Below are 12,847 nucleotides of genomic sequence, written 5' to 3'. Positions count from 1 at the left end.
CCCCGCGCCGCCCTGTCGCCTGAGAGGATCACGGGGTGAGTCCGGACACCCCTGATTCCCAGCGGGCCGCCGACGGTCCCGCCGCGCCCGGCGACGCCGCCCGCCCGCCCGCCGGTGCGGACAGCTCCCCGCGGCCCGACCGGCCGACCGACGGCGCACCGCCCGACCGGCCCCCGGCCGAGGGGGAGGTGCCCGGCTGGCCCGGCGGCCTGCCGGTGCCCGCCGGCACCCCGGTCACCGCGCCCGGCGCGGACCCGCTCGCCGGCTACCCGGGCGTCGTCGGAGCCGCGCCCGGCGCGGATCCGCTCGCCGGCTACCCCGGTGTCGTCGGCGCCGCGCCCGGTGTGCCGTCCGCCACCCGGCGGGCCGGGGGCCGGGCCGCCGCGGTCGCCCTCGGCGCGGCGCTGCTGCTCACCGCGCTCGGCGCGCCCCTGGGCCTGCTCTGGGCGCTGGTGGCCCCCGGCACGCCGGTGCAGATGACCGCCGACGGCGCCGTCTACGCCACCCCGCAGCCGGAGCAGCCCATCGCCGCGGACGGCTGGTTCAGCCTGCTCGGCCTCGGCTTCGGGGTGCTCGCCGCCATCACCCTCTGGGTGGTGCTGCGCCGCCGGCGCGGCCCGGTCGGCCTGGTCGCCGGGGCGCTCGGCGGGCTCGGCGCGGCGGTCGTGGCCTGGCAGGTCGGGCGCCGGATCGGGCTCGGCGCCTACCAGCGGCTGCTGGACAGCGCGCCGCCCGGGACCGACTTCACCAAGCCCGCCGACCTGCGCGCCGGCGGGATCGACTGGTACGGGCCGCTGCCCGTGCCGCACGGCAACCTGCTGCTGGCGGCGTTCGGCGCGGCCGTGACGTACACCCTGCTGGCCGGCTGGTCGCGGTGGCCCTCGCTGCGGCCGGAGCCCAAGTGGGACGGCGGCTGGGCGCCCGGCGGGCCGGGGATCAGTTCGGAACCGGGGGACCAGCCAGCTCGCTGAGCGGCACCGGGACGGCCCGGATCTCGCGCAGCAGGGCGGTCTCCCGGTTGAGCAGGCGCAGCTCGGCCCGGAGCCGGCCGGCGGTGTCGTCGATGGCGAGCAGCCGCTGCCGGTCGTCGACGGTCAGCGCCGCGGTCGCGGCGACCAGGTGCGACAGCACGGTCGGATCCTCCGGCAGCTGCTCGGAGATCTCCTGCGGGTCGGGCCGGACCAGGCCCAGGTACTGCCGGAAGACCGAGATCACCCGGGCGGCCAGCAGGTCGGCCACCTCGTCGGCGCCGGCCGGCTCGGGCAGCCACTCCACCTCGGCGGTCAGGTAGGGCGCGGCGGCGTCGTCGACCTCGGCGATGCGGAACCGCCGCCGCCCCACGGTGACGATGTCGAACCCGCCGTCGGCCAGCTCGGTGACCTGCCGCAGCTCGGCGGTGCAGCCCACCTCGTGCAGGGTGACCTCGCCGCCGGCGGGGCCCGGGCGGCCCGGCGGCCCGGGCGGCGCGACCTCCCAACCGGCCTGGATCGCCACCACCCCGAACTCGCGCGCCGCGCCCTCGGGCAGCCCGATCAGGTGGCGCACCAGCGCCTGGTAACGCTCCTCGAAGATGTGCAGCGGGAGGACCAGCCCCGGGAAGAGGACCGTCCCGAGCGGGAAAACCGGCAGCCGTGCGGTCACGTGATCGAGAGTATCCCGATCGTGCCCCGGCGGCGTGTCCCGGCTCACCGTCCCGGCGTACGGGCGGCTTCGGTCGGCGCGCGGGCCGGCCGCCTAGACTCGCAAGGGTGTTGAACCGGATCGACCTGCGCGGCGGGTCCCGCGACCCGCGCCGCCTGCTGCCCCGTGCCCAGCTCGACGTCTCCGTGGCCGTCGAGCGGATCCGCCCCCTCGTCGAGGCGGTCCGGGAGCATGGGTACCCGGCGATCCGCGAGGCGAGCGAGCGGTTCGACGGCATCTCCCCGGAGCACCTGCGGGTGCCGGTCGACGTGATCCGCGCGGCCGAGGACACCCTCGACCCGCAGGTCCGCGCCGCGCTGCTGGAGTCGATCACCCGCACCCGCACGGTCCACGCCGACCAGCGCCGCGCCGACCACACCACCCAGGTGGTGCCGGGCGGCACGGTGACCGAGCGCTGGGTGCCGGTCGACCGCGTCGGCCTCTACGTCCCCGGCGGCCTGGCCATGTATCCGTCGACCGTGGTGATGAACGTGGTGCCCGCCCAGGCGGCCGGGGTCCGCTCGCTGGTGGTGGTCAGCCCGCCGCAGAAGGAGAACGGCGGCCTGCCCGACCAGCGGGTCCTCGCCGCCTGCGCGCTGCTCGGCGTCGACGAGGTCTACGCGGTCGGCGGCGCCCAGGCGGTGGCCATGCTGGCGTACGGCGCGACCGTCGACCCGGCGGGCGCCGAGCGCTGCGACCCGGTCGACATGATCACCGGCCCCGGCAACATCTGGGTCACCGCCGCCAAGCGGCTGCTGCGCGGCGTGGTCGGCATCGACGCCGAGGCCGGGCCCACCGAGATCGCCATCCTGGCCGACGACACCGCCGACCCGGCGCACGTCGCCGCCGACCTCATCAGCCAGGCCGAGCACGACCCCCTCGCGGCCAGCGTGCTGGTCACCCCGTCGCCGGCGCTCGCCGACGCGGTCGACGCCGAGCTGGCCCGGCAGGTGCCGGCCGCGAAGCACGCCGAGCGGATCGGCACCGCGCTGCGCGGCGAGCAGAGCGGGGTCGTCCTCGTGGACGACCTGGAGGCCGGGCTGCGGGTGGTCGACGCGTACGCGGCCGAGCACCTGGAGATCCAGACCGCGGACGCGCGCGAGTGGGCGCTGCGGGTGCGCAACGCCGGCGCGATCTTCGTCGGCGCCTGGTCGCCGGTGTCGCTCGGCGACTACTGCGCCGGCTCCAACCACGTGCTGCCCACCGGCGGCTGCGCCCGGCACTCCTCCGGGCTGTCGGTGCAGTCCTTCCTGCGCGGCGTCCACCTCGTGGAATACACCCGCGACGCGCTGCACGAGGTGGCCCCGCACGTGGTCACCCTGGCCGGCGTGGAGGACCTGCCGGCGCACGGCCAGGCGGTCAGCGCGCGCTTCCCGGGGGAGACCTCGTGACCACCCTCGACGACCTGCCGATCCGCGACGACCTGCGGGGCCTCAGCCCGTACGGGGCGCCGCAGCTCGACGTGCCGGTGCGGCTGAACACCAACGAGAACTCCTACCCGGTGCCCGAGCCGGTGGTCGAGGCGATCGGCAAGGCCCTCGCGGCCGAGCTGCGCGACCTCAACCGCTACCCCGACCGGGACGCCATGGCGCTGCGCGCCGACCTCGCGGACTACCTCGGCCACGGGCTCACCGTCGACCACGTCTGGGCGGCCAACGGCTCCAACGAGATCCAGCAGCAGCTGCTCCAGGCGTTCGGCGGCCCCGGGCGCACCGCGCTCGGCTTCACCCCGGCGTACTCGATGCACCCGCTGCTGGCGCTCGGCACCGGCACCGGCTGGATCCCCGCCGCCCGCGACGCGGACTTCGGGCTGACCGTGGCCGACGCCGTCGCCCAGGTCCGGGCGCACCGGCCCGACGTGGTCTTCCTCTGCTCGCCGAACAACCCGACCGGCACGGCGCTCGACCCGGCCGTGGTCGCCGCCGTGCTGGCCGAGGCGCCCGGCATGGTGGTCGTGGACGAGGCGTACGCCGAGTTCGCCCGGCCCGGCACGGTCAGCGCGCTCGCCGTGCTGCCCGGGCACCCCCGGCTGGTGGTCACCCGGACCATGAGCAAGGCCTTCGGCTTCGCCGGCGGCCGGCTCGGCTACGTGGCCGCCGATCCGGCCGTGGTGCAGGCTGTGCAGTTGGTCCGGCTGCCGTACCACCTCTCGGCGCTCACCCAGGCCGCCGCCCGCGCGGCGCTGGCCCACCGCGACGCCCTGCTCGGCACGGTGGCCGCGATCATGCGGCAGCGCGACCGGATCGTCGCCGAACTGCGCGCCCGCGGGCACCGGGTGGCCGACAGCGACGCCAACTTCGTGCTCTTCGAGGTCGGCGGCGACCAGGCCACCGCCTGGCGCACCCTGCTCGCCGCCGGCGTGCTGGTCCGCGACGTCGGCCTGCCCGGCTGGCTGCGGGTCACCGCCGGCACCCCCGCCGAGACCGACGCCTTTTTGTCTGCGATGGAGAAGCTGTCATGAGCCGGACCGCCCGGGTGGAGCGGATCACCAAGGAGACCAAGGTCCTCGTCGAGATCGACCTCGACGGCACCGGCAAGGCCGACATCGAGACCGGCGTCGGCTTCTACGACCACATGCTCCACCAGATCGCCCGGCACGGTGGCTTCGACCTGACCGTGCACACGGTCGGCGACCTGGAGATCGACGCCCACCACACCATGGAGGACACGGCGCTCGCGCTGGGCGCCGCGTTCGACCAGGCGCTGGGGGACAAGGCCGGCATCCGGCGGTACGGCTCGGCCACCGTCCCCATGGACGAGGTGCTGGTCCGGGCCGCGGTCGACCTCTCCGGCCGGCCCTACGTGGTGCACGATGAGCCGGCGCTCGCGCCGTACATCGGGCCGGTCTACCCGACCAGCATGACCCGGCACATCTGGGAGTCGTTCGGCCAGGCCGCCCGGGTCAGCCTGCACGTGGACGTGCTGCGCGCGGCCCGGCCGGGCGGCCACCCGGACGCCCACCACGTGGTCGAGGCCCAGTTCAAGGCGGTCTCCCGGGCGTTGCGTGAGGCCACCTCGATCGACCCGCGCGCCGCGGGCGCGATCCCCAGCACGAAGGGCGCGCTGTAATGGGCGCGCGGAACGCGGCGCAGCGGACAACCGCCGTCGCGAATGAGGGGCGGCACTGATGGGGCGGCCGCTGCCGACGTTGCTGCTGATCCTGGCCGGGGTGCTGGTCGGCGGGACCTGGTCGCTCTACAAGCAGGGCGCCGCCCGCGGCGCGGTGGTGATCACCGGCCTGCTGGCCGTGCTGGCCACCGCCGGTGGGCTGCTCTGGCTGCTGCCGGGGGAGGGCTGATGGGCAGGCGGGTCGTGGTGCTCGACTACGGGTCGGGCAACCTGCGGTCGGCCGAGCGCGCCCTGGCGCGGGTCGGGGCGGACGTCACCGTCACCGCCGACCTGACCGCCGCCGCCGAGGCCGAGGGCCTGGTGGTGCCGGGCGTCGGCGCGTTCGCCGCCTGCATGGCGGGGATCGAGGCGCTGGGCGCCGGCCCGGTCATCGCCGACCGGGTCGCCGCCGGCCGCCCGGTGCTCGGCATCTGCGTCGGCATGCAGGTGCTCTTCGAGCACGGCGACGAGCACGGCGTGGTCACCAAGGGGCTCGGGCTGCTGCCCGGCGGGGTGACCAGGCTGCCCGCGCCGCGGCTGCCGCACATGGGGTGGAACACCGTGCAGGCCCCGGCCGGCTCGGTGCTCTTCGCCGGCCTGCCGGCCGACGCCCGGTTCTACTTCGTCCACTCCTACGGGGCGACCGCCCCCGCCGCGCTGGCCGCCGCCGGTGCCACCGTCACCACCGCCCACCACGGCACGGACTTCGTCGCCGGGATCGAGCGGGGCCCCCTGTCGGCGGCCCAGTTCCACCCGGAGAAGTCGGCCGACACGGGTGCTACCCTGCTGCGCAACTGGCTGACGACCCTGTGAGTGCGAGGAGCGAGCCGGGTTTGCGAGCCCCACGGCCGCGACCAGCCGGCGGCGCAGCGTGAGCAAGGAGCGGGCCCGGCGCCGGGAGGCACGCCAGGCCGAGCAGGAGCGGGAACGCGCCGCGCGCGCCCGCCGGGTGGCGCGCCGGGCACGGCGACGCGCCGTCGTACGCCGGTTGACGCTCACCCCGCGGCGGGGCCGGACCGGCCGGCTGCGCCGGCACAGCCGTGGCGAGCGGGCGGCGATCGCGCTGCTCACCGGCGCGGCGGTGGCCGGCATCTGGAGTTTCGTCGACGACCTGGCGCTGCGGCTGGCGTTGGTCGTGTTGTTACTGCTGGTCCTGCCCGCGATCGTGGTGATCGCCCTGGACCGCCGTTGAAGATGCGAGGAGAAGAGCGTTGACTCTCACCCTGTTGCCCGCCGTGGACGTCGCCGACGGCCAGGCCGTCCGGCTCGTCCAGGGCGCCGCCGGTAGCGAGACCGCGTACGGCGATCCGGTGGAGGCCGCCCTCGCCTGGCAGTCCGACGGGGCGGAGTGGATCCACCTGGTCGACCTGGACGCCGCGTTCGGCCGGGGCACCAACGCCCATCTGCTCGCGGAGGTGGTCCGCCAGCTCGACGTGAAGGTCGAACTCTCCGGCGGCATCCGGGACGACGAATCGCTGCAGGCCGCGCTGGGCACCGGAGCGGCCCGGGTCAACATCGGCACCGCCGCGCTGGAGAACCCGGAGTGGTGCGACCGGATCTGCGGCGAGTACGGCGACAAGGTGGCCATCGGGCTGGACGTGCGCGGCCGTACCCTCTCCGCGCGCGGCTGGACCCGTGACGGCGGCGACCTCTACGAGGTGCTGGACCGGCTGGACAAGGCCGGTGCCGCCCGCTACGTGGTCACCGACATCACCAAGGACGGCACCATGCGCGGGCCGAACCTGGACCTGCTGCGCGAGGTCTGCGCCCGCACCGACGCCCCGGTGATCGCCTCCGGCGGCGTGTCCACCCTGGACGACCTGCTCGCCCTGGCCACCCTGGAGTCGGTGGGTGTGGAGGGCGTGATCGCCGGCAAGGCGCTCTACGCGGGGGCGTTCACCGTCGCCGAGGCACTCTCCACCCTGCGGGCCGGGGCGTGACCGCCGTCGCGGGCGACAGCGCCGGGTCGGAGCTGGACCTCTCGGGTGACGGTTCGGCCGTCACCCGGCTCGGTTCGGGCGGCCCGTGGGAGGCGCTCTACGGCTACTGCCGGGTGGTCCGGGCCGGGCAGTCGGCCCTCACCGCCGGCTGCACCTCGACGGTGGACGGCCGGGTGGCCCACGTCGGGGACGCCGCCGCGCAGACCGCCCAGGCGATCCGGATCGGCCTGGACGCGCTCGCCGAGGTCGGCGCCGGGCCGGCCGACGTGGTGCGCACCCGGATGTACGTGACCGACCGGATGTACGCCGACGAGGTGGGCCGGGCGCACAACGCGGTGTTCGGCGCGGTCCGCCCGGTGGCCACCATGGTGGTGGTGGCCGGGCTGATCGACCCGGACCACCTGGTCGAGGTCGAGTTGGAGGCCTGGCTCGGCGACCGCTGAGGGCGCCGTCCCGCGGTGTGAGGGCGGTCACCTCGCAGCCCGATCGATTGTGCACAACTCAATTGGGCGCTACGGTTTGCGGGTGACCGATGATCTGGTGCTGCGCCGGCAGGTGTGCTTCGCCCTCTACGCGGCGTCGCGCGCCCTCACCGACGTCTACCGGCCCATCCTCGACGAGCACGGCCTGACCTACCCGCAGTACCTCGTGCTGCTGGTGCTCTGGGAGCGCGGCGACGACGCCCCCACCGTCTCCGAACTCGGCGCGCGCCTCCGGCTCGACTCCGGCACGCTCTCCCCGCTGCTCAAGCGGCTGGAGGCGGCCGGCCTGGTGGTGCGCACCCGCTCGGCGGCCGACGAGCGTCGGGTCGAGGTGGGCCTCACCCCGCAGGGCCGGGCCCTGCGCGAGCGGATGGACGAGGTGCCGCGACAGGTGGCCCGCGCCACCGGCCTCACCGAGGCCGAGCTGGTCGCCCTGCGCGACACCCTCACCCGGGTCACCGAGACGATCCACCGACAGAAGGAGCAGTGACCACCATGCAGGTGCTCTACACCGCGTCCGCGCAGGCCACCGGCGACGGCCGGGACGGCCACGTCCGCACCTCCGACGGCGGCCTCGACCTGGACCTGGCCGTCCCGAAGGAGATGGGCGGCGCCGGCGGCGCGACCAACCCGGAGCAACTCTTCGCGGCCGGCTACGCGGCCTGCTTCCACTCGGCGCTGCGCCTGGTCGCCCGCAAGGCCAGGGCGGACGTCTCGAACTCGGTCGTCGAGGCCGAGGTCGGCATCGGCCCGAACGGCAGCGGCGGCTACGGCCTCGCGGTCACCCTGGTGGTGGACCTGCCCGCCGTCGAGCGGTCCGCCGCGCAGCAGCTCGTCGAGGCCGCCCACCAGGTCTGCCCGTACTCCAACGCGACCCGGGGCAACATCGAGGTCAGCCTGACCGTCCGGGACGCCCGATGAGCGCCAACCGGGAGATCCACCTGGCGTCCCGTCCGCAGGGCTGGCCGACCGCCGACAACTTCCGGCTGGTCACCACCGAGGTGCCCACCCCGGGGCCGGACCAGCTCGTGGTCCGCAACCAGTTCATGTCGGTCGACCCGTACATGCGCGGGCGGATGAACGACGTCAAGTCGTACGTGCCGCCGTTCGCGCTCGACGCCCCGCTCGACGGCGGCGCGGTCGGCGAGGTGGTGGCCAGCGAGGCCGAGGGCTTCGCGCCCGGCGACGTCGTGCTCCACGGCCTGGGCTGGCGGGAGTACGCGCTGGTCGACGCCAAGGGGGCGCGGAAGGTCGACCCGCGCCTGGCGCCGGTCACCGCCTACCTGGGCGTGCTCGGCATGACCGGGCTGACCGCGTACGCCGGACTGCTCGACGTGGCGGCCATGAAGCCGGGCGAGACGGTCTTCGTCTCCGGCGCGGCGGGCGCGGTCGGCAGCATGGTCGGGCAGATCGCCAAGCTGCGCGGCGCGGCCCGGGTGGTCGGCAGCGCCGGCTCCCCCGCCAAGGTCGAGCGGCTCCGGGCGCTCGGCTTCGACGCCGCGTTCGACTACCACGACGGGCCGGTCCGCGACCGGCTCAGGGCCGCCGCTCCGGACGGCGTCGACGTCTACTTCGACAACGTCGGCGGCGAGCACCTGGAGGCCGCCATCGGTGCGATGAACCTGCACGGCCGGGCCGCCATCTGCGGCATGATCGCGCAGTACAACGCCACCGAGCCGCCCGCCGCCCCGCGCAACCTGGCGCTGCTCATCGGCAAGCGGCTCACCCTGCGCGGCTTCCTGGTCGGCGACCACGGGCACCTGCGGGAGCAGTTCGTCCAGGAGATGGCCGGCTGGCTGCGGGACGGCAGGATCTCCTACGACGAGACGGTGGTCGACGGCATCGAGCGGGCCCCGGAGGCCTTCCTCGGCATGCTGCGCGGCGAGAACCTCGGCAAGATGCTCGTCCGGGTGTGAGCCAGCACTCGTTCGCGGCGGCCGGCCCGGTCGGGCCGGCCGCCGTGGCGTGGCGGTTGGATAGGCTCGCGGCATGACGGTGGCGGTTCGGGTCATCCCGTGTCTGGACGTGGACGCCGGGCGGGTGGTCAAGGGGGTCAACTTCCTCGACCTGCGCGACGCCGGCGACCCGGTCGAGCTGGCGGCCGCGTACGACCGGGCCGGCGCGGACGAGCTGACCTTCCTCGACGTCACCGCCTCCAGCAGCGACCGCGGCACCATGCTCGACGTGGTGCGGCGCACCGCCGAGTCGGTTTTCATCCCGCTCACCGTCGGCGGGGGCGTCCGCCGGGTCGCCGACGTCGACACCCTGCTGCGCGCCGGCGCGGACAAGGTCGGGGTGAACACCGCGGCCATCGCCCGCCCCGAGTTGATCGCCGAGATCGCCGACCGGTTCGGCCGCCAGGTGCTGGTGCTCTCGCTCGACGTACGCCGGGCGCCGGCCGGCACCACGCCCAGCGGCTTCGAGGTGACCACCCACGGCGGGCGTCGCGGCACCGGCCTCGACGCGGTCGACTGGGCGGCGCGCGGCGCCGAACTGGGCGCCGGGGAGATCCTGCTCAACTCGATGGACGCCGACGGCACCAAGTCCGGCTTCGACCTGCCGCTGATCGAGGCGGTCCGCGCGGTCGTCGACGTGCCGGTGATCGCCAGCGGCGGGGCCGGCCGGGTGGCCCACTTCCCGCCGGCCATCGGCGCGGGCGCCGACGCGGTGCTCGCGGCCAGCGTCTTCCACTTCGGCGAGCTGACCGTCGGCGAGGTCAAGGACGCCCTGCGCGGCGCCGGCCACCCGATCCGCTGACCCCGCCCACCCCCTGGCGCCGCTAGCGGTCAGGGGCGGCCGGGGTGGCCCTCGCGGGAGCGGCGCGGCATGGGGATCGAGCGGACCGCGTACTCCTGCACCGCGGCGGCGTGGTCGTCCTCGTCCAGTTGCCAGTCGAACTCGTCGGGGGCGGGGCGGCGGCTCAGCACGCCCTGCACGGTGTCCACCGTGGTGCCCAGCCCGGCGCTGGGCCGGGTGCGCCAGAGCCGCTCGCCGTCCGGGGTGACCCGGAACCAGCCGTCGGTGACGCTGACCAGGCCGGCGCTCGCCAGCCGGCGGACCGCTCCCTCCACCTCGTGCCGCTCGGGGATGGCCTGGTTGAGGTGGTCGGCGGTGGAGAGGACGTCGGCGAGGCGCACGCCCTCCGGGCGCCGGGTCGCGGCGGCCCGGCGGTGCCGACCGGCGCCGCTCGCGATGACCAGTGAGACGAAGATCCAGGCGTCGCTCCGACGCCAACCGTTCTCCCCCATGAACGAATGATGCCCGGCCGCGGCGGCGGAGAAAACACCCGGTTTCGCTGCCGGACGTCGCCGCAGCTCAGCGACGTCCCGGGCGTCCCACAGGGTGGCGGTCGGCGCGGTCGAGGTGACGCTGCGTGATCGAGGGGCGGTCAGGCGGCCTCGCCGGCCGGGCGCGGCGCGCAGGGGACCGCCGGCTCGTCGGCGGGCTTGTCGACCGGCGGGGCCGGCACCGCGAAGATCGGGATGAAGAACTGGGCGAGCGGCCCGATGGCCACCGCGTACGCCACGGTGCCGAGACCCACGGTGCCGCCGAGCAGCCAGCCCAGGCTCAGCACGGTCACCTCGATGACGGTCCGGACCAGCCGGATGGAGTAGCGGGGCCGGCGGGCGGTGAAGCCGGTCATGAGACCGTCGCGCGGGCCGGGGCCGAGCCCGGCGCCCAGGTAGAGGCCGGTGGCGGCGCCGTTGGCGACGATCCCGACGACCAGCAGGGTGGCGCGGAGCGGCAGGCCCTCGCCGGGCGGCAGCAGGGCCAGGGTGGCGTCGACGACCAGCCCGATCACCACGACGTTGCTGACGGTGCCGAGGCCGGGGCGCTGCCGCAGCGGGATCCAGAGCAGCAGCACCAGCGCGCCGACCGCGATGGTGACCGTGCCGAAGGAGAGGTGGGTCTGCCGGGCGAGCCCCTGGTGGAACACGTCCCACGGGTCGAGCCCGAGTCCGGACCGGATCATCAGCGCCATGCTGATCCCGTAGAGGGCGAGCCCGGCGTAGAGCTGGACGAGCCGCCGGGCCGGCCGGTACCGGAGATTGCCAATCTGTGCCATGCATGCCACCCTAGGGGCCAATCCTGCCCAGGACAGAGCCAATTTAGGAGGAGTGGCCATGACGAGCCAGGTGCGTGGCGTCCAATTGGCTCGGCTCCTCGGGCAGTGGCATGCCCTGCCGGGCCGCCGGCGCAGCCCGGACTACGCCGCGCTCGCCGCCGCGGTCCGCGGGCTGCTCGCCGACGGCCGGCTTCCCCTCGGGGTACGCCTGCCGGCCGAGCGCGATCTGGCCGAGGCGCTGCGGATCAGCCGGACCACGGTGACCGCCGCGTACCGGGAGCTGCGCGAGACCGGCCACCTGGCCAGCCGGCGGGGCGCCGGGAGCTGGACCATGCTTCCGGGCACCCACCGGGTGGCCAGCACCGGGCTCTGGACCCCGCTGGACGACCGGGACATGATCGACCTGGGCGTGGCCGCCCTCTCCGCCCCGGCGCAGCTCGTGCCGGCGGCCCGGGCCGCCGCCGAGGATCTGCCGCGCTATCTCGGCGGCGCCGGCTACCACCCGACCGGCATCATCGAGCTGCGCGAGGCGGTGGCCCGCGCGTACACCGAGCGGGGGCTGCCGACCAGCCCGGAGCAGATCATGGTGACCAGCGGCACCCAGCACGCGCTGGACCTGGTGCTGCGGCTGGCCCTGTCGCCCGGCGGCGGGGTGCTGGTGGAGTCGCCCACCTACCCGAACGCCCTCGCCGCGCTGTCCGCCCGGCGGGCCCGGATCACCACCCACGGGCTCGCCGCCGACGGGGACGGCTGGGACGCCGACCTGCTGCTGGGCAGCATCCGGCAGACCCGGCCGAAGCTGGCGTACGTGATCCCCGAGTTCCACAACCCGACCGGCCACCTCATGGCCACCGACCTGCGGGAGCGGCTGGTCGGCGCGGCGCACGCCGCCGGGACCGACCTGATCGTGGACGAGTCCTTCGTGGACCTGCCGCTGGACGGCACCCCGCTGCCGCCGCCGGTGGCCACCTTCGACCGGCACTCCCGCGTCATCAGCATCGGCGGGATGAGCAAGCCGTACTGGGGTGGCCTGCGGATCGGCTGGGTCCGGGCGTCCGCCCCGCAGGTGCAGCGGCTGGCCGCCGTCCGGGTCGGCGTGGACATGGCCAGCCCCGTGCTCGACCAGCTCGTCGCGGTGCACCTGCTGGCCCAGGGGCCGGGCATCGTGGCCGACCGGCGGGTCCAGCTCGCCGCCCAGCGGGACGCCCTCGTCACGGCGATGGCCGACCGGCTGCCCGACTGGCGGGTCACCGTGCCGCGCGGCGGCGTGACGCTCTGGGTGGAGCTGGACGGCCCGATCTCCAGCGCCCTGGCCCGGGCGGCCGAGGAGGTCGGCGTACGCCTGGCGCCCGGACCCCGCTTCGGCCTGGACGGCACCCTGGAGCGGTTCCTCCGGCTGCCCTTCACCCTGCCCGCCGCGGACCTGGTGGAGGCCGTCGGCCGGCTGGCCGCGGTCCGCTACGACCTGGACCGGACCGGCCGGCCGCAGTGGCGGGAGCCCTCCGTCATCGCCTGACCCGACCGCGGCGCCGGGTGGCTCGGGGGCAGCACCCCCGCCGGACGGCTGCGAG

At 75.6% G+C, this 12,847-nt stretch carries 17 protein-coding genes; 14 read left to right on the top strand and 3 right to left on the bottom strand.

Going from position 1 to position 12,847, the window contains the following annotated elements; translation table 11 throughout:
* Window positions 1–35: 35 nt before the first annotated feature.
* On the top strand, window positions 36–971 hold the full coding sequence (locus tag ACFYPD_RS24360) for a DUF2567 domain-containing protein (protein WP_387117680.1): 936 nt from the start codon (window positions 36–38) through the stop codon (window positions 969–971).
* Here ACFYPD_RS24360 and ACFYPD_RS24355 read toward each other — a convergent pair.
* Window positions 937–1,641 carry an LON peptidase substrate-binding domain-containing protein gene (locus ACFYPD_RS24355; RefSeq protein WP_387117677.1) on the bottom strand — a complete coding sequence of 235 codons (705 nt, stop codon included), beginning with the start codon at window positions 1,639–1,641 and terminating at the stop codon, window positions 937–939. The two genes, ACFYPD_RS24360 and ACFYPD_RS24355, sit on opposite strands and share 35 nt — an antisense overlap.
* 107 nt (window positions 1,642–1,748) lie before the next feature.
* Here ACFYPD_RS24355 and hisD point away from each other — a divergent pair, with 107 nt between their 5' ends.
* The 12 genes from hisD (at window position 1,749) to hisF (ending at window position 9,967) form a co-directional block, all read left to right on the top strand.
* Window positions 1,749–3,071, top strand: coding sequence for a histidinol dehydrogenase (gene hisD, locus ACFYPD_RS24350; protein ID WP_387117674.1), 1,323 nt, complete (start codon window positions 1,749–1,751; stop codon window positions 3,069–3,071).
* On the top strand, window positions 3,068–4,141 hold the full coding sequence (locus ACFYPD_RS24345) for a histidinol-phosphate transaminase (protein ID WP_387117671.1): 1,074 nt from the start codon (window positions 3,068–3,070) through the stop codon (window positions 4,139–4,141). The genes hisD and ACFYPD_RS24345 overlap by 4 nt, the downstream gene beginning before the upstream one ends.
* Window positions 4,138–4,749, top strand: a complete 612-nt coding sequence (gene hisB, locus ACFYPD_RS24340) for an imidazoleglycerol-phosphate dehydratase HisB (RefSeq protein WP_387117668.1) — start codon at window positions 4,138–4,140, stop codon at window positions 4,747–4,749. The genes ACFYPD_RS24345 and hisB overlap by 4 nt, the downstream gene beginning before the upstream one ends.
* 58 nt (window positions 4,750–4,807) lie before the next feature.
* Complete coding sequence (locus ACFYPD_RS24335) at window positions 4,808–4,978, top strand: hypothetical protein (RefSeq protein WP_387117665.1); 171 nt, start codon at window positions 4,808–4,810, stop codon at window positions 4,976–4,978.
* Window positions 4,978–5,601: an imidazole glycerol phosphate synthase subunit HisH gene (gene hisH / locus ACFYPD_RS24330; RefSeq protein ID WP_387117662.1), complete on the top strand. Its 624-nt coding sequence runs from the start codon at window positions 4,978–4,980 to the stop codon at window positions 5,599–5,601. The genes ACFYPD_RS24335 and hisH overlap by 1 nt, the downstream gene beginning before the upstream one ends.
* Before the next feature lie 58 nt (window positions 5,602–5,659).
* The gene (locus ACFYPD_RS24325; RefSeq protein ID WP_387117660.1) at window positions 5,660–5,980 is read left to right on the top strand and encodes a hypothetical protein; all 321 of its coding nucleotides are present in this window, start codon (window positions 5,660–5,662) and stop codon (window positions 5,978–5,980) included.
* A 19-nt stretch (window positions 5,981–5,999) separates the two neighbouring features.
* Entirely contained in the window at window positions 6,000–6,728 is a 729-nt protein-coding gene (gene priA, locus ACFYPD_RS24320; RefSeq protein WP_387117657.1) for a bifunctional 1-(5-phosphoribosyl)-5-((5-phosphoribosylamino)methylideneamino)imidazole-4-carboxamide isomerase/phosphoribosylanthranilate isomerase PriA, read from the top strand.
* Window positions 6,725–7,171 carry a RidA family protein gene (locus tag ACFYPD_RS24315; protein WP_387117654.1) on the top strand — a complete coding sequence of 149 codons (447 nt, stop codon included), beginning with the start codon at window positions 6,725–6,727 and terminating at the stop codon, window positions 7,169–7,171. Before priA ends, ACFYPD_RS24315 begins: the two co-directional genes overlap by 4 nt.
* A gap of 82 nt (window positions 7,172–7,253) precedes the next feature.
* On the top strand, window positions 7,254–7,700 hold the full coding sequence (locus ACFYPD_RS24310) for a MarR family winged helix-turn-helix transcriptional regulator (protein WP_387117651.1): 447 nt from the start codon (window positions 7,254–7,256) through the stop codon (window positions 7,698–7,700).
* A gap of 5 nt (window positions 7,701–7,705) precedes the next feature.
* Entirely contained in the window at window positions 7,706–8,131 is a 426-nt protein-coding gene (locus ACFYPD_RS24305) for an organic hydroperoxide resistance protein (RefSeq protein ID WP_387118121.1), read from the top strand.
* Window positions 8,128–9,126 carry an NADP-dependent oxidoreductase gene (locus ACFYPD_RS24300; protein ID WP_387117648.1) on the top strand — a complete coding sequence of 333 codons (999 nt, stop codon included), beginning with the start codon at window positions 8,128–8,130 and terminating at the stop codon, window positions 9,124–9,126. Before ACFYPD_RS24305 ends, ACFYPD_RS24300 begins: the two co-directional genes overlap by 4 nt.
* Window positions 9,127–9,199: 73 nt before the next feature.
* A complete protein-coding gene (gene hisF, locus ACFYPD_RS24295; protein ID WP_387117645.1) occupies window positions 9,200–9,967 on the top strand; it encodes an imidazole glycerol phosphate synthase subunit HisF in 768 nt (255 codons plus the stop codon).
* A gap of 29 nt (window positions 9,968–9,996) precedes the next feature.
* On the opposite strand, the gene ACFYPD_RS24290 is transcribed toward hisF, so the two are convergent.
* Window positions 9,997–10,458 carry a hypothetical protein gene (locus ACFYPD_RS24290; protein ID WP_387117642.1) on the bottom strand — a complete coding sequence of 154 codons (462 nt, stop codon included), beginning with the start codon at window positions 10,456–10,458 and terminating at the stop codon, window positions 9,997–9,999.
* Window positions 10,459–10,598: 140 nt separating this feature from the next.
* Window positions 10,599–11,276, bottom strand: a complete 678-nt coding sequence (locus tag ACFYPD_RS24285) for a YitT family protein (protein ID WP_387117639.1) — start codon at window positions 11,274–11,276, stop codon at window positions 10,599–10,601.
* Window positions 11,277–11,334: 58 nt separating this feature from the next.
* Here ACFYPD_RS24285 and ACFYPD_RS24280 point away from each other — a divergent pair, with 58 nt between their 5' ends.
* The gene (locus ACFYPD_RS24280; protein WP_387117636.1) at window positions 11,335–12,792 is read left to right on the top strand and encodes a PLP-dependent aminotransferase family protein; all 1,458 of its coding nucleotides are present in this window, start codon (window positions 11,335–11,337) and stop codon (window positions 12,790–12,792) included.
* Window positions 12,793–12,847: the final 55 nt, after the last annotated feature.

This window comes from Micromonospora sp. NPDC005299 (assembly GCF_042872345.1).
GTDB lineage: Bacteria > Actinomycetota > Actinomycetes > Mycobacteriales > Micromonosporaceae > Micromonospora.
Note: the sequence above shows the minus strand (reverse complement) of the source record. Positions and strands in the feature narration are given on the sequence as shown.

Coding starts and splice junctions, on each gene's coding strand:
- hisB (WP_387117668.1), top strand. CDS start 4,138: ATGAGCCGGACCGCCCGGGTGGAGCGGATCACCAAGGAGACCAAGGTC.
- ACFYPD_RS24335 (WP_387117665.1), top strand. CDS start 4,808: ATGGGGCGGCCGCTGCCGACGTTGCTGCTGATCCTGGCCGGGGTGCTG.
- hisH (WP_387117662.1), top strand. CDS start 4,978: ATGGGCAGGCGGGTCGTGGTGCTCGACTACGGGTCGGGCAACCTGCGG.
- ACFYPD_RS24305 (WP_387118121.1), top strand. CDS start 7,706: ATGCAGGTGCTCTACACCGCGTCCGCGCAGGCCACCGGCGACGGCCGG.
- ACFYPD_RS24300 (WP_387117648.1), top strand. CDS start 8,128: ATGAGCGCCAACCGGGAGATCCACCTGGCGTCCCGTCCGCAGGGCTGG.
- hisF (WP_387117645.1), top strand. CDS start 9,200: ATGACGGTGGCGGTTCGGGTCATCCCGTGTCTGGACGTGGACGCCGGG.
- ACFYPD_RS24290 (WP_387117642.1), bottom strand. CDS start 10,458: ATGGGGGAGAACGGTTGGCGTCGGAGCGACGCCTGGATCTTCGTCTCA.
- ACFYPD_RS24285 (WP_387117639.1), bottom strand. CDS start 11,276: ATGGCACAGATTGGCAATCTCCGGTACCGGCCGGCCCGGCGGCTCGTC.
- ACFYPD_RS24280 (WP_387117636.1), top strand. CDS start 11,335: ATGACGAGCCAGGTGCGTGGCGTCCAATTGGCTCGGCTCCTCGGGCAG.